We start from the raw sequence: 26,270 nt of genomic DNA, 5'->3' as shown, positions 1-26,270 counted from the left end.
ACGTACTCATGCACTATAATGAAAATATTAAACAACTACATTAAATTGATATGTTTACAGGAAAGGGTGTTTCCGCAATGAATAATCGTTCCATCCGTTATCCGCAACCACTCGCTCCGGGAAATACCATCGGTGTAGCTGCACCCTCCAGCGGTGTAGGCGAATCCCTGCACCATTACCTTGAGGAGAGTAAACGCAACATGGAGCGCCTTGGTTTTGGCGTGATGGAAAGCCCGTCGCTCCGCCACAATACCAAATGTGTAAGTGCCTCCAAAGAAGAACGCGCCGAAGAGATGAATGAATTTTTCCGCAATCCAACTATTCAAGCCATTATCCCTCCATGGGGCGGGGAGTTTCTCATGGATATCCTGCCCCTGCTGGATTGGGAAGCTTTGAGAACATTGCCGCCCAAATGGGTCATGGGATATTCGGATATCAGCACGTTCCTGTTCGCATACACCCTGCTCACCGGAACAGCATCAGCACATGGCACCAATTATGTTGATCTAAGATCAAACGCCCTCGATCCGGTGACTGCGCGCTGGATTGATGTTCTACAGACCGAATACGGCGGACAGATCACACAATCGTCTTCCACACATTATCAATCGGCATGGAAAATGGACCTGCCTGGATTTAACCTGGACACACCCTCACGCTGGAAAAAGCTCGGACACTCGGAAGATGCAGACACCGCTGTGGTGTTCTCCGGTCGGCTGATCGGCGGCTGCATGGATACGATCACTAGTCTGATTGGTACGCCGTATGCACCCGTCCAATCGTATCTGGATCAGTACTGTGCAGACGAAGGAACGATCTGGTATCTGGAAAGCTGTGAGATGAATGCGGGGGATATCTACCGTCATCTGTGGCAGATGAAACAGGCTGGCTGGTTTGCAGGTGTGAAAGGCTTCATGTTTGGCCGACCTGCGGGTTATTCCGATACAGCCGATTTCAATTTTACTGATGCCCTATCCTCTGCACTTGGGGATCTGGATGTCCCTGTACTGTACGATGTGGATCTCGGCCATGTTCCGCCCCAGCTTACCTTTGTGAATGGAGCATTGGGCAAAGTCGCTTATGAAAATGGATGCGGGAGCCTTGAGACGGCGTTTGTGTAATCACCTTTTATAGGCAGATGCATACCTTGAAGTAAGAACTTATTTTGAGGAAGGGTTGTGCATCATGTCTGAATCCACATCCACGCCATCCATGCGTGTCGTGTATCAAGCCAATCAACCGATGCTTCAATCCGTGCAAAGTGTGCGGAATATGCTTCATCATACAGCCCGGCAGCATGTAGGCAAGAAGGTACAAGTCCAGAATATCGATGGGCAAGTGTGGGAAGGTGTCATCATCAGTGCAGACCGGGGGATTTTGTATCTCCAGGTTACCCCGATGCATGGATATCCTGAACCGCGCGCCTTGTTTGGACCTACGATTTTGCCGCTTGTGCTGTATGAATTGTTGGTTATTACTCTGTTGATGTAGGGGTAGTGTTCCTGTATATCCGTTTATATCCGAATCTGTTCCACGAAGCTTCGCTCCTAAGATCTTCAAGTCTTGGGAACGAAGCTTTTTTATGGTCTTGGCGATGGTGCGGTATGATTCCTTGCGAGCGTGTGAAATATGATACAATGGTGTCGCACCACCCCATATCACTTATGAAACGGAGCTTGATCCGGTTGGAATACATACGTCATGATTCATCACCCGTATCACAAGTCGAGACGGGTATGATTGACAGCAACCCTACTGAACAATCCCGCGTGATTGCCATCTGTCTACTCGCCGGCAAAATCATGCTGCAAAGCGGTGGTGAAACCTACCGTGTGGAAGATACGATGAAACGTATGGCCGCTGCGCTCGGTTTACCCCATTCACACAGTTACGTTGTGCCTACAGGCATCTTCTTTTCTGTTGATGCAACCGAACCCGCCAAGCTAATTCGTATCTCCGAGCGTACGACGGATCTGGACAAGGTGTCCGAGGTGAATGCGGTCTCCCGCCGCATCGGACAAGGTGAGCTATCCGCTCAGGAAGCCCATGAACTGTTGGTGCAGATCGAAGGCAAGCCTTCCTCCTACTCAACGGCTGTGCAGCTTACGGCCGCAGCGTTATCCAGTGGTTGTTTTACCATTATGTTTGGCGGAGGCTGGAGCGACTTTCTTCCGGCGCTAATCTGCGGGGGCATAGGTTATGCAGCCGTTATTGCCTTTCACCGGTTGGTGCGGGTCAAATTCTTTGCCGAGCTTACGGCATCCTTTGTCATTGGCTTACTCGCTTTTCTCCTGATCTATATGGGAGTAGGTCATGAACGGGACAAAATCATCATTGGTTCGGTTATGCCGCTGGTTCCGGGGCTACTGATTACCAATGCTGTACGCGACCTGATGGCCGGACATCTCGTCTCCGGATTATCCAAGGGAGCCGAGGCATTTCTGACTGCTTTTGCCATAGGTACCGGCATTGCAGTTGTATTTTCACTTTTTATGTAAGACGGAGGAATGCAGGATATGCTCCATTTTATTGAACAAGCCTTGACCAGTTTTGTCGCTTCAGCCGCGTTTGGAATCATCTTCAACGCACCACGGCGCATGTTGCTCCACGGTGGATTTGTCGGCATGATCGGCTGGATCATCTATATCGTACTTGAATATGCAGCGGATGCGGTGCCTGCTACACTTGCAGCGACCATAGCCGTAGGTGTCATCAGCCAGGTATTCTCTCGCATGTTTCGCGCACCCGTCATCATCTTCAGCGTTGCAGGCATCATTCCTCTGGTTCCTGGTGGACTGGCGTATAATGCGATGCGAAGTTTTGTGCAAAATGACTACAGTGCCGCTATGGAGATGGCCGCCAAGGCACTCATGTTATCCGGCGCCATTGCCGTAGGCCTCGTGTTATCCGAGGTATTAAACCAGATGATACGCCGAATTCCCGCCTCACTTCGGACAAAATCATCATCGAAATGATTATTCTTTTCATATATTCAACACACGTGAGGCCCGTTAGCATACAGGATGATCTCTTGTATAGCAACGGGCCTTACGTGTCACTATCCTATAGAGCACTATAGTGCAGTGAGACAATAAAAGAAGTCTATTTACTTCACAAACGTATTTTTCACACGTACCGACCTTAGGAAATATGGAATAAAGATACAGCATGTCAGAAGCGATCGGATTGTTAAATTAAATGCTGATGTAGGATCGAGCACATGTTGCTCTCTCGGAATCTCAATTCGTGCGATCATGATCCATGTCATGACTCCAATGAATACATTTGCAATGTACAGAATAATCATCATGCGCGGAAATTGCCTTTTTTTCTTATACAGCAGTACGAGATTCATGATAACAATTATTAGTAAAATGACGCTGCTTATGACCCCGAACCAAAGGAGCGGGCGTATCCCTTCAGTATAAAGTTCCGGATCAACACCACGGACACCCTCCCACCTTACCGGATCCATAATGACATTTACCTGCGACATATCCGCGATCAGAAGCACCAGTGAGACCCACAGGCCAATCTGAATTAAAATAATCCAACCGCCTAATCCGGAGATGCCAGGCAGCTCCGATCTGATACCACTTTTAGGCTGCAGCGAGCTTGTATCCAGTTTCGAGTTCCTATATTTATAGTTCATTTCAGCCTCCGTTTACGATAGATAAGACACATATTATACATTAGAAGCTATTTTCTGTGTTATCCAAGAGAAGGAAAGAACCATCTGGACTACGGTCTCTCTCTTGCATTCTATTGGGTAGCACGTCTCATCACTGTTGCATACATCTCCGCTGCAACACCACTTCCTGACTTCATATAATGTTTTGCATCCGTATGATCAAATCCCATCCAGACCGCCGCAGTCCAGTTACTCGTATAGCCCACAAACCACAGATCCCGATTGGCCTCCCTTCCCACACCAGGTAATGCAGCCTGTGTTGTTCCCGTTTTACCCGCTACCTTGTGTTGACCCAGTTGTGCACGACTTCCTGTTCCCTGACTGACTACATTTTGCAGCATTCTGGTCATGGCATTCGCCGTACTGGAGGAGATTACCTGCTTATTTTCCGACTTATGCGCAAATATTGTCCGTCCTTGTGAATCTGTAATCTCGCGTATCAGATGGGCTGTATTCAATTGGCCATTATTCGCAAACACCGTGTAGGCCTGCGCCATCTTCATTGGCGACACTCCCTGATGCACACTGCCCAGAGCAATCGACAGATTCATATCCTCTTTCCCCAGCTCAATACCGAGTCGTGCCGCAAATTGATGTGCATCGTTCAGTCCGGTCTCATGAAGCAGCCATACGGCTGGGGCATTGATAGACTTTTGCAAGGCTTGGGACATTGCTATTGAACCACTGTAACGCCCACCGAGATTGGAAGGTTGATAGTTGCCATATCGCATGCGTTTATCCGGTAGTATGCTCTCTGGCTTAAACTTCCCCGACTCCAACGCAGGGCCATATGCAATAATCGGTTTAAAAGAAGAGCCTGGCTGCCTTGCATCCATAATCGCCCGGTTGATGCCCCCTTTCGAAGGATTACGTCCACCCATCATTGCTTTCACTTCACCGTTATGCTGGTCGATAATAACCATACTTGCCTGAACCTGCTCGTCTTGGCGATCATCGGGGAATCGGGTATGGTCTGCAAATGTTTCTTCCATCGCCTGTTGCGCCTGTTCTTCTAGCCCAGTTTGAATAACCCAGCCTGCCGCTTGAATCTCTGCTTCACTCTTGCCTGTGAGCCGAGAAGCCTCCTGAATCACAGCATCCACGGCAGATACATATGCGGGCTTGCTCAAGCCCGGTGAAGTTGTTGCATTCAATACGGTTTCAGGCGGCGTGAACTCGACGTCACGGGCTTGGAGCATCTGCTTTCGTGTAATTAGTCCCTGTTCATGCATTAGTCCAAGGATAACGGCACGTCTTTGTTTTGAAAGTTCAGGATGATCTACTGGATTGTATATGGACGGACCTTTGGGCATTCCAGCTAATGTAGCAATCTGCCATAGTTTCAATTGGTGCATATCCTTAATTCTGAAATACCGCCAGGCTGCCGCTTTTACACCATACTGCTGGCGTCCCATGTAGATCTGATTCAGATACATTTCCAGAATTTCATCCTTGCTATACTTCTTCTCCAGGGCCATCGCAATCGATATCTCATTCACCTTTCGACTCAACGTTTTATCCCCATTCAAAAACAGATTTCTTGCCAGTTGCTGCGTAATGGAGCTTCCTCCCTGACTCAGATTCATATGTAAGATGTCTTGCATGATGGCTCTGCCAAGTCCGATGAAATCCAGTCCATCATGGTTGTAGAACCGTCGATCTTCTGTAGCCAAAAAAGCCCTCTTTAATAAATCTGGCATAGCGTTCAGGTCAGTATATTCGGAATACCCTTTGGTCTGCGTATGCAAGCTCGAAATTTCGATCCCCTCTGCATTCGTAATAATGGTTGAAGAGGCCACCTGCATGGCCTCTGGACGATTGCGAAGCATTCCTTCGCCATAAGTAATCAGATAGAGATAGAAAAGGGTCAATATCAAAACTACAACCACTGCGGCATCAAAAACGTAATACATCCATCGCTTGCTCCCGTGCTTCAACATTCAGGCTCCTTGTGTAGCCGTTCAATTGAAACTTCGTGTTCCTGTCTATCTCGTTGTGTAATCTCCAGAGCATGATGAAGTAGCAATGTCTGTTCATACGCCAACTTGACCCAATGATGAACTTCCATCTCGTCCTGACACCGCCCTTGGATAATCTCATCCAGAGAAGATTGAATACCGTAGAGAGTAAGTTTTATCGGTAGGTCAACCTGTGTAGAAATAGTTTGAGTGTTCTCCTTGTCTTCTTCATTATGTTGCTGAAGGCCGGGTTGCTCATGCTGAATAGTCGCTCCCTCTACCTCTCTTCTCTCATGTTTCGGTTCTGATCTGCTCAGCCCTTCCTCATGCATGAGAAACGTAATTACATTCAGATTGGCAGCAATTTGTTGTAGTTCACCACCACTTAGAACATCCATTCTTCCGGGATTGTGGCCCAATGCAAGTTCGGCTGTTCCGCGTGCAAGTTGACTTAGATCTTCCGAAATCTTCTGGGATCGAATCCAGAAAAAGATCGCAAACACGGCTCCTCCAATGAAGATAAAGAGTGGCTTTGTTCCGATATGGTTGATTCCCCAGTTCATCATACGCGTTATCCATGCTGCATCTGGAAGGACGTGATTGTGGGCAAACCGTAGCACATGATAAACGACAAAAAGGAGCGCTGCGCTCAGTAACGCGCTTGCTCCTCCAATGTATATGTATCTTAGTCTTACTGTACTGAATTGAGACTTCATATTGGGTATCCTCCTCTATACAATAATATGGTAATAGAGGTAGAATACCGAATATTTCTTAATGAGATAGTAGTTAACTTCTTATCAAATTCTTAATTATTAATCCTCTGAGTAATTACTTGGTGAAGCAGTGGTAACAGGGAAACGTGTAACAAAATCCGTTCTGCCATTTTCACTGTAAGCAACGATACTTCCTCGATGTAATTCAATCATCGATTTGGCAATCGCCAGGCCGAGACCGGTACCTCCCGTATCGCGGGAACGGGACTTATCTACCCGATAGAATCGATCAAATAGATGTGGCAGATCTTGTGCCGGAATCGGCTCACCATAATTACTGATGCGGACTACAGCCTCTTTACCTTCAAGGGCCAGCCCAATCTCCATTCGTTTACCTTGCGAACCATACCGAATGGCATTGCTGAACAGATTCTCATATGCTCTTACAAGCTCCCCCGGAGCAGCCTGTATCCATAGTGGATCTTGTCCGCCGATGATCTTGTAGGTCATGCCAGCATCCTCCAGCATGGGAGCAAACTCTTCAGCCAGCTGCATCAGAAACGAATTCAAGTTCAATGCTTGCAGAGATAATGGAAGACTCCCGCCACTCACACGCGTATATTCGAACAAGTCATCGATTAACTTGCGAAGGGTCAAGGATTTCTCATAGGCAATGCTAACGTAATAGCGCATCTCAATCTCATCCTGATAGCGATCCTTCTCGATGTACTCCAGAAATCCCAGAATAGAAGTGAGTGGTGTTCTCAGATCATGGGATATCCCCGTTATCAGATCGTTTTTGGCAGCTACCGCATTACGCTCTTCCTGAAGAGATAACTGCAATTGTTCAGCCATCTGATTAATGCTTGCAGCAACCACTCCGAATTCATCCGAAGTCTTCACTTCGATGCGATGGGATAACTCTCCTTTGGCAACCTCCTGAATTCCCGCCGTAATTTCATCCAGAACCCGCATCACCTTGCGTGAGAACAGGAAAAAAAACAACACGAAACCCAGCACGCCTACCACAATCATCAAAGGCACCGAACCGATATTATTCACCAACCACCTGATCCCTTGGGCTGGAATGGAATAATCCGGATACGTCTGAGCTTTCAGGATGGTCTGCCCCACCTGACTGCCCCCGTACAAAATAACTGCAGTTAATATGCCGCTCAGCAGAAATGCATAGATAAATTTCCATCGGACTGTATTAATCAGCTTTGAATTCATAGTAGGAACTCCCTGCCTGTGTTCATGTCACATGACATCCTGTGGATGTACATGTTTATTGCGGTTTGATCATCTTATAACCAACACCCCATACGGTCTGAATGAACTTGGGATGTTTGCTATCGAGTTCAATCTTCTCACGAATCTTGCGAATATGCACCATGACGGTATTGTTCGACTCCATGAATTCTTCTTTCCAGACTTGACGATAGATCTGTTCCATACTAAGTACTGAACCTTGGTGACGAGCCAGTAATTCAAGAACAGCAAATTCACGCGGAGTCAGACGAACCGGCTGCTCATCCACCCAAACTTCATGAGTATCGGTATTAATGACCAGATCATCAATAACCCACTCGTGCTCTTTGTTCTCCCGACCTTTATTGAAGGTATGATACCTGCGCAGCTGGGATTTCGTCCGTGCGACAAGTTCAAGCGGGTTAAACGGTTTGGTTACATAATCATCGGCACCGATGCTTAGCCCTGTGATTTTATCCATATCCATGCTTTTGGCGGACAGCATAATAATCGGCATTTTCTGCTCTTCCCGAATTTTCATACAAGCTTCGATTCCGTCCATATTTGGCATCATGACATCCAGAATAATGAGATCAATCGACTCTCTTTTCAATGCTTCCAGCGCTTCAAGCCCATCATTCGCGGTGAGAATCCGATAACCCTCGTTGCCAAAATAAATTTCCATCAGTTTAATAATCTCCTGCTCATCATCGACAAGCAGAATGGTTGCTGGCTGTGCCACGGCATTATTCCTTTCCCTTCCATAATTCATGATCTGTTCAAAGTATACCACCGAGGGATGAAACTGCGAAAATCATCGTGATCTTCACGGACACGCTCGATCTTGGTCATCATCTCATGTGTCTCTTCCGGCTTCACCTGCTGAATCCACACCACAGAGGACACCAGCGCCATAGCCGTATACAGTGAATACAATCTCCAAAATAACTCATCCGGTTCATTGCCATTGAAATAACCCTGAATCTGACCTATGGAATATGGAATACTGATCTCCGAAGCAAACAAACCCAGCTTCAAAAATTCATGTATGGGATCACCTTGATCATAACGATTAAAATCAATCACTCCTGCGAGTTTATCCTGCTTAACGACAAGATTACTCGGGTGAAAGTCATCATGCTGAAATCCATCTGGACGATTTTTCATCCAACCGAGATGGTCTGCAATAAACGTTAGAATAACATGATCCTCTTTCATCACGATAGGGCACTGTTTATAGCGCTCCACGTAACGTTGATGCTTGGTGCTCTTGCGTATGTACCATGATTCGATCTGTTCCTCCATCGGCAACTGGTGAATCAGCTGTAGCTGCGCTCCTGCTTCCAAACCAACCGCCCACTGCTGCTGTTCATTCAGCTGAGGTAGTCTCTCGGAAGCATCTTCGCCTTCAATGTAGCTAAGGATCATATAACCATGTTTCTCATCCAATCTACCTGCGCCCAACGTTGCTGGACACAGAACACCTAATTGTTGCATGCCCTGCAAATATTGATATTCCCTTTGCTTCATCCATTCCTCAGCAATATCATACACCCTCACCAGCACATGGCCTTGGCCAGGGACAAACATTTTGAATTTAGCATCTGCTGAATAACCCTTCATAACAGGTTCAATCCGCGTGACCTGACCAAGTTCAGGAATCTGTTTTAACCTGTCAATCAACGTATTCTCCATCGATGCATTCCATGTATCGTGTTGTTCCACGTCCCGAATCCTCCGTTATTTCACGTATGGCGTGTAGTATCGTCGGTCTATTCCCACTTTAACCCATGATGTTTCCTATAACATGCTTATATGTATTCTATCCGTTTCTATTTAAAAAGTACTGATTCGGGTTCTTTGCCCGTCAGGGTCAGCATCGTATACAATTGTCCTCTGTGATGATATACATGCCCCATAATCTCAAGTAACCACTCCAGCCGACTATAGGAAGCTCCCCAGTACGAATCCGTCACATGTAATAACTCTTCCGTGTTAAACTGCCTGTAACGTTGGTATAGATACATCTGGTTATCAATCAAAGCCTGCTTGATCTCACCGAGCGAATGCACCTGATTCTCTACATAGAATTGAGCCATCTCTTCCTCCGAGGCACCTTCGGAAATATAAACATCCGCTCGGCAGATCACAGACAGATGAGCTAGTAACTCTCCAACAGGCCGTTTACCTTCAATTGGAGTCAAAGCCAAGTCTTCTTCCGACAGCTGATCACATATATCAATTAACGATGTTACAGCCACGTCAATATGTTTGAACGCAGATTGAATCAACAGACACACTTCCTTTTTATCCCATTATACAGAACGTATGATCGGTTATCAACCAACATATCCCTCCTTAATATATACCCCAAATCTATATAAATTGAACAAAACATTTACACAAAACGGAGAGGACAGAAAGGACCTGAAGAAGCGGAGCGTTCGCCTTTATCCCCGGATTTCCCCTTTATAAAAGGAATTAAAAAAATCTGGGGATAACAGCGATCAGAAGGTTGTTCTGTCATCGGAGTGTACAGTGTAAATATTCTTTAGTTCAATTTATATAACAATCTACGAACAAAAAAAGTCCTTCCTCCTTCATATAGACGGGATTCAGGACATTTTGTTGCCTATTTGTTTTCAAATCTTTGCTCAACTTGAGTATAACGAACAATACGTTTGCTCGAATCGTTCAGCCTCCAAGTCAGACTTGCGAATGAAAAATTGCAGTTCCCCGCAATCCCACCATTGGAAACCAATAGCATCATGTGTATCTATCTTCAGCAGCAGCAGCGTATCGGATAGTTCCTGCCATGTCCGATCCTCATCTCCGCCGTAATACTTGGTCAGCTTCTTCTCACACGCCTGCTCATTATAATCGTACTCTTCTCCCAGTGCGATCTGTAACAAGGCACGATGCTCGGCATCCGGATGCTGCCCGTCAGGATATCCAAACATCCCCCCCCAATTCAGCGTACTTGGATGATTCCAACTCGACTCGAATTCAAGGTAACGGTCATACAGACTCACTTCCGCTTCGGCCTCATCGTTCTCTAGCCTCGGCGGCGAGAGTTCATTCAGCACGTTGGCGTCAATATATGCATATGTAGGAAACTCAAGATTAGGCAGCACGGTCACCGAATGTGCAACAAACGGTGCTCCATCCAGCGCGGTATCACCTTCTGACTCTCGCCTTATCAGGTTATGAGAACTCGGCTCAAAAATCACACGATGTTCAATGGGACTAGCAGATTCATCCGTGCCAACGAAAAAGTATAACATTCCGCGTTCAGGCAAAGTCCCGCGCCCATCATTCGGCGTATACGGCGACAGATCCACCAGGTTCAACTGGGCCAGGAAAGTCATCGGAACTCCTTCTTGTGTTACGGGCCACTCCATGCCACTCGGCAAATCCGGATGTCCACCTACACGTGAGTTTCCTGTCCTGCGATATTCGTCCAGTGTGGATACATCGAGGCGAATTCCCCAGCGGCTTGAGGACAACAGCAGATCGGCAGCAACTCCCAAACCATATTCCTCAAGTGTTTTACGGGCTTTTCTGGTCAGACGTTCACATTGTTCTGGCTTAATCATATAGATCCTCCCCTTTTGACAATACACCTATGCTGAGACATATTCAGGTTCACACCTGTATATTCTTCCGCCCAGTCGTCTTTCCCTGCTTCTAGCAAAAAAAGAGACTGACATTGCTTGTCAGTCTACTTCCTTATCCTATATTCCATTTAACGATTTGGATCAGAAGACTTTTCCTGGTAAGCACGCATATGCTCCTCACCGTCCAGGAATTCATGGGCCTGATGGGCTGCCATCACCCCATGATAGCTGATATCCAGACCCAGATCTTCCTCTTCTTCTGTCGAACGTACAGGCACAATTTTGCTAATCAACTTTAACCCGATCCAGGTCATGGCGAATCCCCAGATGACCAGTGCTGTAAGGCCAAGTGCCTGAACCCCCAGCAACCTCAAGCCGCCGCCCATGAATAATCCACCATCCGTGGCAAACAGACCTACAGCAATCGTGCCCCACATTCCTGATACGGCATGCACCGGGAAAGCACCAACCGGATCATCAATCTGCCGACGGTCCAGCCAGTTGGTGGCTGCCATCATCAATAAGCCGGAGACTGCCCCAATGAATATCGCTGCTACATCGCCAACAAAAGCACAGCCTGCTGTAATTCCGACCAGTCCCGCAAGCGAACCGTTAATGACCGAGGGTGCATCAGAACGATTGAAGCGGAATAACGTGTACAGCAACGTAGCTGCACCACCTGAGGCCGCGGATAACATCGTAACAATCGCAATGTGACCAATTCTTACATCCGTGGCGCTGAGTGTACTACCCGCATTGAAGCCAAACCAGCCGAACCATAACAGAAATGCACCCACAGATGCCAGTGGCAGATTGCTCGGAAGTGCAATAGCACTTACGCCAAGTGGTGTGTACTTCCCTTTACGCGGACCAATGATAATCGCAGCCGCCAGTGCCGAGAATCCGCCGAGCGCATGGATGACAGCCGAACCGGCAAAGTCCTGCATCCCCAGCTGACTAAGCCAGCCGCCGCCCCATGCCCAGTGTCCACCAATTGGATAGATGATCGCCGTCATCAATATGATATACAACAGGTAGGCACGGAAGTTGATCCGCTCGGCTACGGCTCCTGAAACGATGGAAATAACAGCAATGGTAAAGGCCGCCTGGAACAACCAGAATGTCTCCAGAGATACCGGCACGTCCAGATGAGACAAATCCCCATTCAGGAAAAATCCCGTTACTCCCGCAAAACCACCTACGTCCGAACCATACATCAGTCCAAAACCGATCGCATAGAACAGTAACGTCCCAATCGTAATGTCAGCAAAAACCTTCATAATAATGTTCACACTATTTTTATAACGCACAAAGCCAGCCTCGAGCAGGGCGAATCCACCCTCCATCAATAAAATCATCGCTGCACTCAGTACGACCCAGACCGTATCAATCCCGGTGCTTAACGTCTCCAAAGTCATGTTTGTACATCCTCCGTTTCACTAAGCTGTCTGAGCTCACGGATTGTATCGGGCGCAAGCTCAATCTCGTCCCGCTCAATGCTGTCCGGATGTTTGATTCGTTCTGCGATCTGATCCAATTCACGTATACGTCTGCGAATCTGTTCCATCTTGCGAAAACGTTCCTTCACCTGAACCATATATTCCACCGCCTGATGATGGGTTGCAGGGCGTCCCGCAAACCACTTTCGTACGGTCGACAACGATTGATAAGCGACCTCTTCCGCTCGACGCTTTTGTTCGAACTGTTCGATCTTCTGCTTGAGCGTTTGAATCTCATTTTCTTTTTTGACCTTCATCCGTTCGATAAGGTACAATAAATCGGACGATGATATTTGCAATGCTGTGTGGTGATAAACCTCGTCGATTACTAACATATCATGTCAGGACTCCTTACATATCAAGTTACTTGTACCGATTATAGTTTCCCGAGGTCTGCCCGTCAATCTTTTTTTGGACTTGGTATGGATTGAAATGAACCGTTCAGAGAGAACGGCTTTTTTTATTGGGTACATAATACATCTAACAAGGCTAATCTCGCCTGGATTCGCATTCACTTTTTCCATCCCCTATGCTTATAGAATAAGCATCCACATTTGAGGTAATGAACATACACAGACTACCCGCATCATAGAACCCGTATATAAGGAGAGGATTGCACAATGTTTACTCGTAATGACGATATACGCAACCAAATCTGGGAAGCTGTCTCGGGACTCGAAGAAGAACAATTGAGCCGAAAACCTTCACCCGAACAGTGGAGTATTATGCAAGTACTACGACATCTGAATCTGATGGAAAATGTCATTGGAAAACAAGTCCGTCTGGCCCTCGAGAAGGAACAGACGGTGTCTGTGGACAAAAAACCATATGAATTATCGTTGGACCGCAGCCGCTCCGTCGAGGCACCACCCCATCTTCAGCCTCCAGCAGCGCCTGAAGCACTTGCAGACGTACGCAATGATCTGGACGAATCTCATAAAGCGTTAAATAACTTTGCATTGGATCATGATCCTGACCTGCTGCGCAGCAAGTCCTTTCCTCATCCCGTATTTGGTGAGATGGATCTAACCCAATGGATTGACTTTACAAGTTATCATGAGGAGCGTCATCTGGGACAGATTCAAGAGATCAAACAGCAGCTTGGCGTGTAAGCACAACCTACACTTTCACATAGCGAAGAATATAGTTGAACGACAAAAAACCTCCAATCCTATTAATTAGGTTGGAGGTTTTCAATGTTCTTTTCTACGAATAAGAACGACACTTATATTTTTTTTCCCAAAATCGCCAGATCTCTATTCATACCATCCAACACGGCCACTTCAGGATAATATCCCCACTGTTCAAAACCATGCTTGCGCAACAATCCCAGACTCGGTTCATTATGCCCGAAGACAAATCCGAGAATGGTCGTAATTCCAAGTGCAGGACAAGCCGCAAATACCGTTTCAAGCAAACGTCCACCAGCCCCAATTCCGCGGCATTGCTGATCCACGTATACACTGACTTCCACCGTTCCATTATACGCAGGGCGTCCATAGAACGAGCTGAGACTTGCCCAAGCTACCACATGACCTGCCTGCTTCATCACCCAAAGAGGACGATGATCCGGTGAATGGTCCTCGAACCACGGAACACGTTGCTCCACTGTCACCGGTTCCAAATCCGCTGTTACCATACGGCTCTCAATGGTGGAATTATAAATTTCTACAATCCTTGGCAAGTCCTCCAGGCGCGCATATTCAATCTGCACATCTTCCAGCTTCATCTATACTCCTCCATTATTCCAGATCGTTCTATATCATAGAGGATATTATAATGGAGAAGAGAAGTTTTCGTCACCTCTAACATTCTGGGGAAGAATCACTCTGGAAGTCCCTCTATGGTGTTCCCACGCGTTAACTGTTGACTCTGGTCTGCCCAACGAATGTTAATGGAGCGAGATGTGAACAGATCCGCACCATCAGACACTTGGAAATGCAGATGAGCTTCACTGGAGTTCCCTGAATTACCAAGCTCACCGATGAGGTCTCCCTGTTTGAGCTTATCTCCTTTTTTGACCGAAACACTGCCTTCCTTGATATGTGCTGTGAGGCTGTACTCCCCATTTCCATGGTCGATCACCACATAATTACCCGCTGGCTCTTCCGGATTCATAACACCCGGTACATTGTCCGGTATATCGTTCTTGATGTCAACGACGGTTCCATCCGCAGCTGCATAGAGCGGTTCACCAAAAGCATGGTAGCTTGCGTTTACCTTGGCATCCCCGTTATAACTGAAACCTTCTTTTGACCGAATGATATCCAACGCATAGCGCTGTGTTTCATGCTCATAATGATAGTTCGACATCACATCGTTGCCTCCCCAGAACACATACCATTCACCCTTTAAAGGGAAATGGAATTCGGTTTTGGTGAACTTTTGATCTGTATCCTCATGCGTTTCTAGCGGCTGGATCAACAGACCATCAATCTGATTGGCCTCGGTAAAATAGGCTCGAATCCCTTTTGTCCCTGTTTGATCCTTCCAGGCGAACTCGGTCAGATTGTTCATCTCAGCTGCGAATACTTGATCCAGGGAAGTTACTCCCTCCAGGAACTCGTCAGCAGACGTTTTAAGCTTTTCAAGTGTGATCGCTTCCTTCATTTGAGGACTCAACTGACGGTAAATATCTTCAATGGAACCCTTCATCAGGGTATCAACAAAATTGTCGGGTGTAACCATTGCATTACCTTCTGAAGTGGAATTCTGTTCCTGATTGGATTTCTCGCTTGCTTCATTATTGGACGCCTGTTCGGCCGACTGCTGCTCCGCCTGGTCAGAAGTAATGGAATTGCTGTTGCCACAAGCAGACAATATCACGCAAGCTCCAAGGGTAATTGCAAGCACCTTCCAGCCTTTTCTATTCTGTAATTTCGAATGTGTATGTTGCTCTGATTTCAGATGACCTTCCCTCTTCATTTTCAACATCCTTTCTGCTAATTCATTATACTTTCCAGTTAAGTGTACAGAATGAGTCTTATCCTTCGTCTAACCCCATCTTACATGTAGTTAAACTTGTAACGCCTTTTGAGGTTGTATAATTAAGATTCCGTTAAGATAGCTCATACGCTATACAGCCTTCTTGGATGGTATGATTAGCAATACACACAACAGAAGGATCAGGAGGTCATTTTTAAACTATGGATAACGTCTCATTACTGCTTGTGGATGATGAACAGGCGATTCTGCATATGCTCAAAACCGTTCTGCTCAAAGAGCAGTTTCTCGATATTGATACCGTTACAACAGGTGAAGCTGCCATTGAGGCATGCAACAACAAGACGTATCATTGCATCGTGCTCGACATCATGCTTCCTGGCAAAAGCGGACTGGAAATCTGTCCTTTTCTACGACAGGTCACCGATGCGCCCATCCTGTTTCTGACGGCCAAAACAACCGATTATGACAAATTAACCGGATTCGCCGTTGGTGGTGACGATTATGTTGCCAAACCCTTTAATCCGCTGGAAGTCGTTGCTCGAATTAAATCATTACTGAAGCGTTATTTACCATCTAAAACCGCAGCGATCTCGGATCACGTCCCATCTAACGTAAATACGTCATCTCCCAGCACATCGGAAGGCGTGTACGACTTTGGACGATTTCAGGTACTGGAGTGGGCTGGTGAGCTTCGGGTTGAAGGAGAGTCCGTATCCTGTCCGGCACTTGTGTTTCAACTACTGCTCTTTTTCTGCAAACATCCCAATCGAATCTTCACCAAATCAGATCTATATGAACGGGTCTGGGGCTCTGAAGCCATTAGTGATGACAATACCGTGATGGTTCATATTCACCGCATTCGGGAGCGCATTGAAGCCGATCCTTCCAATCCGGTGTTTCTCGTCAACGTCCGGGGTCTGGGTTACAAACTGATTCAGCCGGAACATGTGTCACGCCCATGAGTATTCGTCGCAGGTTAATGACCCGGTTTATCGGGATGCTTGCCGGTGCAGTCGTTCTTATCATCCTGCTTGGGTCTGTAGCCACTTACTGGGTCGTTCAAAGGGTAAATGAAGTGAACTTGGTGGATGATTTTGCACTTAACGGTCTGGATCAATTGATTAATACAGCAGAAATTCTGCCAGATAATACGATCCGATATGACCCCGAATTGCTGAAACAAGTGGATAAAAATAACGGCTGGCTCCAGGTTCTGGATGAACAAGGTTACGCCATTGATGAATATCACACACCCGCTGATGTCCCCACTCACTATAAACCAGGGGAATTGATTGCATACTGGGAAAGCCAGAAGCCGTTCCCTTATCAGATTGTGATGCTGATCCGGGAGAAAAATGGGAAGGAATTCACCTTGTTATATGGCGAGATTAACCCAGCTAAGTCCTTAATGAATAACATTCGTTCAGACCTTGCTTTCACCAACGGAAAACTTGATCTTCAGCCCGATCAACAGGAGGCCCTTCGTGCCGCCAATGCTTATCTTCAAGTATTGGACGCGTCAGGAAGCGAACTCTCCTCCTATAACAAACCGGCCATGGGCGTACCTAGCGAATACACCATTCAGGAACTCGTTCTGCAAGTTCGCTATCCGAGTCGATCAGGTATGTCTGTTGCAACGTGGTACGACGAACAGAATGAAACTACCTGGCTGATTAGCATACCTAGTAATCCATTGGCGACCGGAAATCAAAACCCCTACAATTTTATCTTGGAACCGGCATTGGTCATATTGATCGTATCCATCATCATTCTGCTCATTTTGCTTGCCTTCTGGTATGCCAACCGCTTCGGCTCACCCATGCTGCATATGCTCCAATGGTTACAACGTCTGGAGAGAGGGCATTACGAGGAACCTACCGGAGCCTTCGGAATCCCTCGCAGTCAGCGTCGTAACGGAAAGTGGAAGCGAAAATACAACGTGTATGCTGAAGTCCTTCGCTCCATGCAGGCCCTGTCTCACACTTTGAAGCAAGATGAAGAACTTCGGAAACAGAACGATTCTCTGCGGGAGGAGTGGATTGCGGGCATAACACATGATCTGAAGACACCCCTCTCCTCCATTCAGGGATACGCTCATATGCTTGAGGCGGATAAGTATAGCTGGACCGCGGAGGAAGTCAGGGAATTTGCAGGCATCATGCTCGATAAATCCATGTATATGGACAGGCTTGTCAACGACCTTGCCATGACCTATCGATTACGCAGTGGAGGATATCAACCTGTAGTGGAAGAGACTGACGTAAATACGTTGCTCCGTGATCTGATCCAGCGCGCAGAACGGAATCCGGCATATGGAGAAGGTCGCATCCTATTCCAACCTTCCGAAGTGCCTGTGTATGGACTTGTCCATATTCCGTCGTTTGAACGAATTGTGGATAATCTGACCGCCAATGCCCTTCTTCATAATCCACCCGAGTCCATCCTCGTTGTCAGTGTGCATTCTGGTGAACATGCAGATGCATTCAGCATTCAGTTTGCCGATAATGGACGAGGCATGGACCCCGAGACGGTATGGAAGTTATTTGAACGATACTATCGCGGTACAGATACAGGTACATCGGACGTTGGATCAGGGCTGGGTATGGCCGTAACCAAAGGGTTGATTGAAGCGATGAAAGGGCATATTGAGGTACAGTCCACCCCTGGTGAAGGAACGATCATTCGCTTAATATGGGATGGGCCGTCCGAAACGAATTAAAATGTTCCGCTTGACCTTTCCATTTTCAGTCTATATAATCGACACTCAATAACACCTGTTCCAATATATTGATATTGAATACAACACATTTCAGGATCATCTGATGAGTTGATCTAACATATTTGGCGATGACCAGAGACAAGATTTCGTTTGCGTGCTGCCCAGAGAGAGAGGGGATTGGTGAAACCTTCTTCAGTGAACGGACCGGAATTACCCCTCTGCAGCCGTGACCTCGAACCTCAGCATTTCGGACCTCCTCGGATGTTCGGCTTGTTGCCAGTAGAGTTCACCGCCTGATCCCCGATAACGGATTCCAATGAGGGTTATGATGTTTCCTGTTCACGGCGGCTGGCCGAGAGCAGAGTGCACTATAACCAAATTAGGGTGGAACCACGAGCCAAGCGCACTCGTCCCTTTTCCGGGACGGGTGTTTTTTGCGCTTTCATTTGATGAAATGGAGAGTGGTACACATGAGCAAACAAGAAAACAGTAACTCCGCAAGCAACAAATCAGGTAACGAAGTAAACAACCACGCAAATGATCTTCAACCATCCAGTCATTCCATTAAGGTCCGTCTGCAAGGTGACGCGGTACGTTCTTACGAAGCAGGCATCACTGTAGGTGCGGTTGCCTCATCTATCAGCACAAGCCTGGGAAAACAGGCGATTGGCGGTATTGTAGACGGTCAGAATGTCGATCTCGATGGGGTGCTCAAGCAAGATTGCGAACTCGTTATCGTTACTTTGGACAGCGTGGAAGGTCTGTATCGTTATCGTCACAGCGCAGCACATGTGCTCGCACAGGCACTCAAACGCATCTACGGTGCAGATCAAGTGAAACTGGGTATCGGCCCAGTCATTGAAGATGGATTCTATTACGATGTTGATCTGGAGCATGCCTTGTCCATCAGTGATCTGGCTGCCATTGAACGGGAAATGAACAAAATTATTCAGGAAAATGAAAAGATCAGTCGACGGGTCGTTAGCCGGGAAGAAGCCCTCCGTATCTTCGGAGAAATCCAGGACCCTTACAAGCTTGAACTCATTCAGGATTTGCCAGAGGATGCCGAACTTTCAATCTATGATCAAGGAGAGTTCTTCGATCTGTGTCGCGGTCCCCATCTTCCATCCACTGGCCGGATCAAAGCGTTCAAGCTGCTGAATGTGGCCGGTGCGTACTGGCGCGGCAACTCGGATAATAAGATGCTGCAACGCATCTACGGCACTGCTTTCCCGAACAAAGCCCAGCTGGATGAATATCTGCACATGCTCGAAGAAGCAAAAAAACGGGATCATCGTAAACTCGGCAAAGAGCTTGAACTGTTCATGTTCTCCGAAGAAGCGCCCGGCATGCCCTTCTATCTGCCTAAAGGCATGACTGTTCGCACTGAACTGGAGCAATTCTCCCGTGAGTTGCAATTACAAGAAGGTTATCAGGAAGTTCGGACTCCTCTCATGATGAACAACAGGCTGTGGGAGCAATCTGGCCACTGGGAGCATTACAAGGACAACATGTATTTCTCCGAAGTGGACGATGCCACTTTTGCACTTAAACCGATGAACTGTCCTGGCCACATGCTGATCTTCAAAAATACACTCCATTCCTATCGCGAATTACCGATTCGCATGATGGAATTTGGTCAGGTTCACCGTCATGAATTCTCAGGTGCCCTGAACGGCATGATGCGTGTGCGGACATTCTGTCAGGATGATGCCCATCTCTACGTCATGCCAGAGCAGATCGAGGACGAGATCAATCAAGCGATCTCACTGATTGGACGTATGTACGATATCTTTGGATTCGAATATAAGATTGAATTGTCCACTCGCCCGGAAGATTCCATGGGATCGGAAGAGCTGTGGGATCAGGCGGAACGCGCATTGCAAAATGTACTGGATCGTCGTGGCGTGGAATATCGCATTAACGTAGGGGACGGTGCCTTTTATGGACCGAAAATTGACTTTCATATCCTCGATGCGCTCAAACGCAGCTGGCAATGCGGAACAATCCAGCTTGATTTTCAGATGCCGGAGAAGTTCGACCTCACTTATATTGGCGAGGATAGCCTGAAACACCGTCCGGTCGTAATCCACCGTGCCATCTATGGTTCCATCGATCGTTTCATCGGCATCCTGACTGAGCACTATGCAGGAGCGTTCCCACTCTGGCTTGCCCCCGTGCAAGTGAAGCTCCTACCTGTGTCGGATCATTACGCAGACTATGCGCTCCAAGTACAGAGCCAACTCCGTGCGGCGGGCATTCGGGTAGAAACAGATCTGCGTAGCGAGAAGCTCGGGTACAAAATCCGTGAAGCCCAGATGGAAAAAGTGCCTTATTCGCTCGTGCTTGGTGAGAATGAGAAAAATGCCTCATCCGCCTCAGTCCGTGCATACGGTCAGGGAGATCAAGGCATTCAACGTATTGAAGCTGTTATTGAAATGATCCAACAAGCGGTGAAGGCAAAAGTCTGAACCACATCCGCATCACAACTTCTCGTCAGGCTTTAGCCCCACCTGTTCTTCGCTCCATGTCCAGAAACGCTCAGCTGAAGCATCATCAACGGCATGTTTCTTCAGTTGCTGCTCTTTCTGTTGATAGAAGTAACGCCCGGTGATCCCGACGACTTCAGGGCTTGTAGCCAGATAAACAGCCGTTCGTGCCCCTTCTTCAGGGGACAGAAAGAATGGAAGTTTACCTGCAAACGCCATAATGCGTGTGCCAAATCCGGTATTGCGATCTACGCCAATACTCGTTCCCACCGCACCAGGGTGTAGACAGTTTACTGTGACAGACGTACCTGACAGTTTGCGAGCCAGTGCACGAGTGAACAGCACGTTCGCCAATTTGGATTGAGCATAGCTTTTGATCGGATTATAACCTGTGTGCAGATGTGGATCTTCGAAGTGGATTTTGCCGGCCTTGTAAGCACCTGACGAAACGTTCACAACCCGTCCCTGCTTCGCAGCTTTCAGAGGTTCGATCAAAAGTAAAGTCAGCAGGAAATGTCCCAGATGGTTAATCCCGATACTTTGTTCGAACCCATCTGAGGTTTCCTTCCGCTTGACCATCACCACCCCCGCATTATTAACCAGAACGTCAAGGCGATCATGACGCTCGCGGAATGTGCGGGCAAACTGGCGTATACTTTCGAGTGAACCCAGGTCACACAGCATCAATTCAATCGCAGAAGAGCCGGACTGACGCACAGCTTCCTGAAGAGCCTCCTGTCCGCGCTTCTCACTGCGGCATGCCATGATTACGCGATATCCTTGTCTTGCAAGTTCAATGGTGGTCGCCAACCCCATACCTGAGTTAGCTCCTGTTACAATTGCTGTCTGATTGGACATGAGGTACTTCCCTTCTGAACCTGAGGTTCTGAAATTAGAGGCGCGACGACGGACAATATGAGATAATGATAGGATCACATCTCGGTTTCCATGGGAGGACAAGTATGCTGACCAAAGAAGATTTTAAAAAAGTTAAAAAACAAGCCAAACTTGAAATCGCACTACTCGAACAGGAATATCAGGAAATCTTGCAGAACGTTGATTCTACGCTGTATGAAAAATACGGTATTTTGGACAAAGAAGAAACACGTGAACTCACCCGAAAACGCAAAAACCGAAGATATGCTTCACTCGTCATCGAACTATGCGCCATTATTGAACAAATGTTACATCAACTGTACAGAGACGTATATCAGAAAAAGTTTAATTCGACCCAGCTGATGAAAACTCCTGCCTACCGTGCACGCTCCAACATGGAGATCATTCAAGCCGAACTGAGTAAAGAGTTCATTGCTCTGGAATCCGAAAAAGAACACTTCGCTGAAGCCCTTGGTCTGGTATTTCAGACAAGGAACAAACTTGTTCATGAGAACTTCTCGTTTGTCTCCATCGTTAAGGATGGCAGTAATGAAGAAGAAACGTTTGAAGCATTACTCCATACGGTCAAAAAATATAGAAAACACTTAAAATATAATCGCCCTGAATAACAACAATCATCGCTAAAAAAGAAAAGGAGGTGTACCGGACTACGGTCCGGATCACCATGAGCCATCCAACAACTTCAATTACTGTGTTAAATCTGCAGATTCCGACACCTTCCGGGAACAGCCCCATATTCCCCGTCATGCTTCGTGATGAAGATGGCGTTACCTTGGTGGATACGGGCATGATTGGACAATTTGCCGAACTTCAATCCGCATTGGAACAAGAAGGCGTACAGCTCTCGGACGTTAAACGGGTGATTATTACTCATCAGGACATCGATCATATCGGTAACTTGGGTGCTCTTTTGGATGCCATCCCTGATCTGGAAATCTGGGCACATGCCGATGAGATTCCATATCTAACCGGTGAGAAACCTTTGATCAAATTCACACCTGAACGTCGTGCTCTGCTGCCCGCGCCCGTTTTGGCACTGGCAGACCAACTGCTCTTGCAGCTGCCTGAAGTGAACATCAGCAGAACGCTGGCAGACGGAGACTTATTACCCCTTCAAGGCGGTACACAGGTCATTCATACACCGGGACATACGCCAGGCCATATCTGTCTGTATTTCGGGGAGCAACAATTCCTGCTCGCTGCCGATGAACTTCGTGTGGTCGATGATGAACTGGTTGGCCCTGCGCCACCCGCAACACCGGACATGCCTGAAGCGCTGCGAAGCCTGAAGAAACTGACCGACCTTAAGCTCAATAAGGTTCTCTGTTATCACGGTGGAGAGTACACGAATGATCCGGCTCAGCGCATTGCCACACTTGCGGAGAGCGCAGAGTAAGAATAGAAAGCGGACTTGTGAGTGTTTTGGAACGACACAAGCATCCTATTAACGCTGTTTCTCTTCGTGCGGCATTGTGCGTTGTACTCATTCAAGATTAGGATGACACATACATTACAAGCAAGGAGCTGTCCCATAAGTCATGAATTTGACGGGGACAGCTCCTTTGATTAATTAACCATGTGTATTTACCACTGCACTGGTGTTGACCGTATGGCAGCTCCTATTGCGCACGATATGCACACAGTATCTTATATCACACCGCTATATTACACCACGGCATGCGCACAATATCTTCCCCTGCCCGTTTGGCAAAACAATTCACCGGAAAATCCGTAACGTAAGTGTTTGATTTTTGACAGAGTTCCACCAGACCTCTTATTTACTCATTTCGTTGATTTTCCCGCAGGTTTCGAGTGAATTTTGGCGATATAACGTGGCTGAGGTTCGTTACATTCTACAAACGCCATTATACCTCTATTTATGGTGTGCCAGGTTCGTTAGAATAAATCAGCTCTCCGGAGTTAGTACAATCAGCTTGTCATCTCCATCTCGTGGCGATCCCCGTCCATCCCGATTGTTCGTAAGCACATACAACTTTCCGTCCTCACCAGCACTCACATTACGAATCCGGCCCCATTCATCTTCGAAGATGGGTTCCACCTTCTCCACCTGTGTGCCATCTTCCGAAAGAGTAACCTTCAGCAACTGCTCTCCACGCAGATTTGCAGCAATCAGTGATCCAGCCCAAGGTCCTTCCTCAACAAAAGCTACACCAGACGGCGCCCATGTATCATTCCCACTATGTGCAAGCGGAGCCTGATATGCGCCATTGTCATCATCGTCTCCCTCCACCTCGGGCCAGCCATAATTCTCACCAGCTACAATCCGGTTAATCTCATCATGATTACGCTGACCATGCTCCGTGGAATAGAGGTAACCGTTGTCTGGGTTCCAGGCCAGTCCCTGTGCGTTACGGTGTCCCATACTGTATACAGGTGAATTCGGCCATGGGTTGTCTGCCGGGATCGACCCGTCAAGACCTATCCGCAATATTTTACCTCCAAGGCTATCTTCGTTCTGTGACAATTCCGGCTCATAACGTTCACCTGTCGTGATATAGAGCAACTTGTCCGGGCCAATTTTGATCCGCCCACCATTATGATTTATTCCGCCTGGAATGTTACCAAGCAACTCTTGATCTATGACCGCTTTCGCATCATTCACCTTGAGACGTAACACTCGATTGGCAATGTCATCGCCTTCCAGATAAGAGTGGTATGCATACAAGTAACCGTTCTCCTCAAAGTCCGGATCTGCTGCAAGACCTAACAAACCTCCTTCACCTTCTTCATTAAATGGGGCTGAGAATTCAATCAGTGGTTCAGGGGCTAGTTTTCCATCCTCAATGACTCGAATCGCACCAGGGCGTTCCGTTACGAACATCCGACCATCAGGCACACTCACAATCTCCCATGGTGCATTCAATCCTTCAACCAGAACGGAAGCCCGATACGGAATGACCGTCTCTCCCTGCGCTCCACTCTCATTTCCACTTGCACCGGTATTGCTTCCATTCGCTGTCTGTCCCTGACCTGTTCCCTGTCCCTGAGACGTCTGCTCTACTCCTCCCGTTGAGGGTTCGCCTGAAGAGCATGACGCGGTCAACAGTGCCACACTTAATAATGAAGCATACAGTGGAACGATTCCTCGATTATTCATGAATACATCTCCCTTCGCATATCGATCTTTTGTATAAAATAAATAAGCCAAGCTTCAATGTATTGTTAACATATTGTTCTCTATAGTTGTCGCACTATTATTCATGTGTATTACGGTTTCGCCCTGTATTACCCTTCACACCAGCCGCTTAAACGAAGAAGGCAAGGGATTCCGAGGACATGAAATCATCGCAGTTTGGAATTCCATCATAATCTTTTATAATAGAAGGATAGTATGAATGGAAAGGTGGACAACTACACTTATGAATCAAAACCCTTTATCTCGTCTTGAAGCCGATCTGTCCGGGCAAGGATTGGACGCCATGCTGATCACAGATCCGAAACATATCTACTATTTAACTGGATTTGCAAGCAATCCGCATGAACGCTTCCTCGGTCTGGTTCTCGCACGCGGCGAAGAGCCCCTGCTGATTGTACCCGCACTGGACGCTAAAGCAGCCGCAGCCGCTTCCTCGGTATCCAACATTGCCACGCACACGGATACGGATAATCCATACGCTTTGTTTGATCGTTATCAGGGGCGCTTGGGCCGGGTTGGTCTCGAGAAAGAATACGTGACAGTCGCACGTTATGAGCAGCTTACTGCCGCTCTTGGTGCTGCCAGCTTTGAAGATGTAGGCCCGTTGCTTCGCACATTACGTGTGAAAAAAACTCCGGATGAGGTAGCCCGCATTCGCCACGCCATTCACCTGATCGAAGAAACATTGCGTCAAGGCCTCTCTCATGTTCGCACAGGCGTAACCGAGATTGAACTTGTTGCCGAGATGGAATATCAGATGAAAAAACTGGGTGCCGATGGCCCTTCCTTTGATACCATGGTACTCACCGGACCCAAAACAGGTCTGCCACACGGTACACCGGGTGAACGGAAACTGCAACATGGTGACCTGTTGATGTTTGATATGGGTGTGTATGCTGGCGGATATGCCTCGGATATCACGCGTACATTCGCCTTTGGTGACATCTCACCTGAACTCAAAACCATCTATAACACGGTACTCGCAGCCAACGAAGCGGCTATCCAAATCGTAAAACCAGGCATCACCTGCGCTGAAGTGGATCGTGCAGCACGCCAAGTCACGGAAGAAGCCGGATACGGCGAACGTTTTATGCATAGAGTAGGTCATGGACTGGGTATTGACGTACATGAGTATCCTTCTCTCCATGGAGAGAATATGGACATCCTGAATGAAGGTACCGTATTCACGATTGAGCCGGGCATATATACCGCAGCAGGCGGCGTCCGTATTGAGGATGATGTAATTGTGACCGAAACGGGTGTCGAAGTTCTGACGTCTTATCCAAAAGAACTGCAAATCCTTACCGACTAGTCCAATTGTGAACTCAAA

25 protein-coding genes are annotated in these 26,270 nt (G+C 47.3%); 11 read left to right on the top strand and 14 right to left on the bottom strand.

Going from position 1 to position 26,270, the window contains the following annotated elements:
* Positions 1-77: 77 nt before the first annotated feature.
* The 4 genes from ACETMN_RS07765 (at position 78) to ACETMN_RS07750 (ending at position 2,975) form a co-directional block, all read left to right on the top strand.
* Positions 78-1,121, top strand: a complete 1,044-nt coding sequence (locus ACETMN_RS07765) for a S66 peptidase family protein (protein ID WP_411735956.1) — start codon at positions 78-80, stop codon at positions 1,119-1,121.
* A 64-nt stretch (positions 1,122-1,185) separates the two neighbouring features.
* Positions 1,186-1,491 carry a hypothetical protein gene (locus ACETMN_RS07760; protein WP_411735955.1) on the top strand — a complete coding sequence of 102 codons (306 nt, stop codon included), beginning with the start codon at positions 1,186-1,188 and terminating at the stop codon, positions 1,489-1,491.
* Positions 1,492-1,736: 245 nt separating this feature from the next.
* The gene (locus ACETMN_RS07755) at positions 1,737-2,498 is read left to right on the top strand and encodes a threonine/serine exporter family protein (protein ID WP_091016159.1); all 762 of its coding nucleotides are present in this window, start codon (positions 1,737-1,739) and stop codon (positions 2,496-2,498) included.
* Positions 2,499-2,516: 18 nt separating this feature from the next.
* Positions 2,517-2,975 carry a threonine/serine exporter family protein gene (locus ACETMN_RS07750; protein WP_047842069.1) on the top strand — a complete coding sequence of 153 codons (459 nt, stop codon included), beginning with the start codon at positions 2,517-2,519 and terminating at the stop codon, positions 2,973-2,975.
* Between the two features lie 131 nt (positions 2,976-3,106).
* Here the strand turns inward: ACETMN_RS07750 and ACETMN_RS07745 are convergent, their stop codons facing one another.
* The 10 genes from ACETMN_RS07745 to ACETMN_RS07700 form a co-directional block, all read right to left on the bottom strand.
* Complete coding sequence (locus tag ACETMN_RS07745) at positions 3,107-3,652, bottom strand: DUF2569 domain-containing protein (protein WP_091015195.1); 546 nt, start codon at positions 3,650-3,652, stop codon at positions 3,107-3,109.
* A gap of 110 nt (positions 3,653-3,762) precedes the next feature.
* The gene (locus ACETMN_RS07740; protein WP_256975072.1) at positions 3,763-5,604 is read right to left on the bottom strand and encodes a transglycosylase domain-containing protein; all 1,842 of its coding nucleotides are present in this window, start codon (positions 5,602-5,604) and stop codon (positions 3,763-3,765) included.
* A 20-nt stretch (positions 5,605-5,624) separates the two neighbouring features.
* Positions 5,625-6,365 (bottom strand): hypothetical protein, encoded by a 741-nt coding sequence (locus ACETMN_RS07735; protein WP_091015197.1) that lies wholly within the window; start codon positions 6,363-6,365, stop codon positions 5,625-5,627.
* Positions 6,366-6,464: 99 nt separating this feature from the next.
* Positions 6,465-7,598 carry a sensor histidine kinase gene (locus ACETMN_RS07730; RefSeq protein ID WP_091015199.1) on the bottom strand — a complete coding sequence of 378 codons (1,134 nt, stop codon included), beginning with the start codon at positions 7,596-7,598 and terminating at the stop codon, positions 6,465-6,467.
* 55 nt (positions 7,599-7,653) lie between these two features.
* Positions 7,654-8,388: a response regulator transcription factor gene (locus ACETMN_RS07725; RefSeq protein ID WP_091015201.1), complete on the bottom strand. Its 735-nt coding sequence runs from the start codon at positions 8,386-8,388 to the stop codon at positions 7,654-7,656.
* A complete protein-coding gene (locus tag ACETMN_RS07720; protein WP_256975074.1) occupies positions 8,385-9,341 on the bottom strand; it encodes an aminoglycoside phosphotransferase family protein in 957 nt (318 codons plus the stop codon). Before ACETMN_RS07720 ends, ACETMN_RS07725 begins: the two co-directional genes overlap by 4 nt.
* A gap of 107 nt (positions 9,342-9,448) precedes the next feature.
* A complete protein-coding gene (locus ACETMN_RS07715; RefSeq protein ID WP_223199881.1) occupies positions 9,449-9,916 on the bottom strand; it encodes a DinB family protein in 468 nt (155 codons plus the stop codon).
* 354 nt (positions 9,917-10,270) lie between these two features.
* Positions 10,271-11,212: a YwqG family protein gene (locus ACETMN_RS07710; RefSeq protein WP_091015204.1), complete on the bottom strand. Its 942-nt coding sequence runs from the start codon at positions 11,210-11,212 to the stop codon at positions 10,271-10,273.
* 149 nt (positions 11,213-11,361) lie between these two features.
* Positions 11,362-12,651, bottom strand: coding sequence for an ammonium transporter (locus tag ACETMN_RS07705; RefSeq protein ID WP_091015206.1), 1,290 nt, complete (start codon positions 12,649-12,651; stop codon positions 11,362-11,364).
* A complete protein-coding gene (locus ACETMN_RS07700; protein WP_091015207.1) occupies positions 12,648-13,067 on the bottom strand; it encodes a hypothetical protein in 420 nt (139 codons plus the stop codon). The genes ACETMN_RS07705 and ACETMN_RS07700 overlap by 4 nt, the downstream gene beginning before the upstream one ends.
* A gap of 285 nt (positions 13,068-13,352) precedes the next feature.
* On the opposite strand from ACETMN_RS07700, the gene ACETMN_RS07695 reads away from it, so the two are divergent.
* Complete coding sequence (locus tag ACETMN_RS07695; protein WP_411735954.1) at positions 13,353-13,844, top strand: DinB family protein; 492 nt, start codon at positions 13,353-13,355, stop codon at positions 13,842-13,844.
* 113 nt (positions 13,845-13,957) lie between these two features.
* On the opposite strand, the gene ACETMN_RS07690 is transcribed toward ACETMN_RS07695, so the two are convergent.
* Positions 13,958-14,461 (bottom strand): GNAT family N-acetyltransferase, encoded by a 504-nt coding sequence (locus ACETMN_RS07690; RefSeq protein ID WP_091015210.1) that lies wholly within the window; start codon positions 14,459-14,461, stop codon positions 13,958-13,960.
* A gap of 95 nt (positions 14,462-14,556) precedes the next feature.
* Complete coding sequence (locus ACETMN_RS07685) at positions 14,557-15,657, bottom strand: M23 family metallopeptidase (RefSeq protein WP_411735953.1); 1,101 nt, start codon at positions 15,655-15,657, stop codon at positions 14,557-14,559.
* 221 nt (positions 15,658-15,878) lie between these two features.
* Here ACETMN_RS07685 and ACETMN_RS07680 point away from each other — a divergent pair, with 221 nt between their 5' ends.
* From ACETMN_RS07680 to thrS, 3 genes are all read left to right on the top strand, one after another.
* On the top strand, positions 15,879-16,640 hold the full coding sequence (locus ACETMN_RS07680; protein WP_091015214.1) for a response regulator transcription factor: 762 nt from the start codon (positions 15,879-15,881) through the stop codon (positions 16,638-16,640).
* Positions 16,637-18,397 (top strand): sensor histidine kinase, encoded by a 1,761-nt coding sequence (locus tag ACETMN_RS07675; protein WP_149846417.1) that lies wholly within the window; start codon positions 16,637-16,639, stop codon positions 18,395-18,397. The genes ACETMN_RS07680 and ACETMN_RS07675 overlap by 4 nt, the downstream gene beginning before the upstream one ends.
* 470 nt (positions 18,398-18,867) lie before the next feature.
* Positions 18,868-20,868: a threonine--tRNA ligase gene (gene thrS / locus ACETMN_RS07670; RefSeq protein WP_223199879.1), complete on the top strand. Its 2,001-nt coding sequence runs from the start codon at positions 18,868-18,870 to the stop codon at positions 20,866-20,868.
* Positions 20,869-20,880: 12 nt separating this feature from the next.
* On the opposite strand, the gene ACETMN_RS07665 is transcribed toward thrS, so the two are convergent.
* Positions 20,881-21,744: an SDR family oxidoreductase gene (locus ACETMN_RS07665; RefSeq protein WP_149846416.1), complete on the bottom strand. Its 864-nt coding sequence runs from the start codon at positions 21,742-21,744 to the stop codon at positions 20,881-20,883.
* A gap of 104 nt (positions 21,745-21,848) precedes the next feature.
* On the opposite strand from ACETMN_RS07665, the gene ACETMN_RS07660 reads away from it, so the two are divergent.
* Together ACETMN_RS07660 and ACETMN_RS07655 are read left to right on the top strand one after the other, a co-directional pair.
* Positions 21,849-22,391: a hypothetical protein gene (locus tag ACETMN_RS07660; RefSeq protein ID WP_105597750.1), complete on the top strand. Its 543-nt coding sequence runs from the start codon at positions 21,849-21,851 to the stop codon at positions 22,389-22,391.
* Between the two features lie 56 nt (positions 22,392-22,447).
* Positions 22,448-23,179: an MBL fold metallo-hydrolase gene (locus ACETMN_RS07655; RefSeq protein WP_149846415.1), complete on the top strand. Its 732-nt coding sequence runs from the start codon at positions 22,448-22,450 to the stop codon at positions 23,177-23,179.
* Between the two features lie 510 nt (positions 23,180-23,689).
* On the opposite strand, the gene ACETMN_RS07650 is transcribed toward ACETMN_RS07655, so the two are convergent.
* Positions 23,690-24,901 (bottom strand): PQQ-dependent sugar dehydrogenase, encoded by a 1,212-nt coding sequence (locus ACETMN_RS07650; RefSeq protein ID WP_149846414.1) that lies wholly within the window; start codon positions 24,899-24,901, stop codon positions 23,690-23,692.
* Positions 24,902-25,163: 262 nt separating this feature from the next.
* On the opposite strand from ACETMN_RS07650, the gene ACETMN_RS07645 reads away from it, so the two are divergent.
* A complete protein-coding gene (locus ACETMN_RS07645; protein ID WP_411735952.1) occupies positions 25,164-26,252 on the top strand; it encodes a M24 family metallopeptidase in 1,089 nt (362 codons plus the stop codon).
* The last annotated feature ends 18 nt before the right edge of the window (positions 26,253-26,270 follow it).

Source organism: Paenibacillus sp. M2, assembly GCF_046713495.1.
Taxonomy (GTDB): domain Bacteria; phylum Bacillota; class Bacilli; order Paenibacillales; family Paenibacillaceae; genus Paenibacillus; species Paenibacillus amylolyticus_B.
This window is presented reverse-complemented; position numbering and strand designations above follow the sequence as displayed.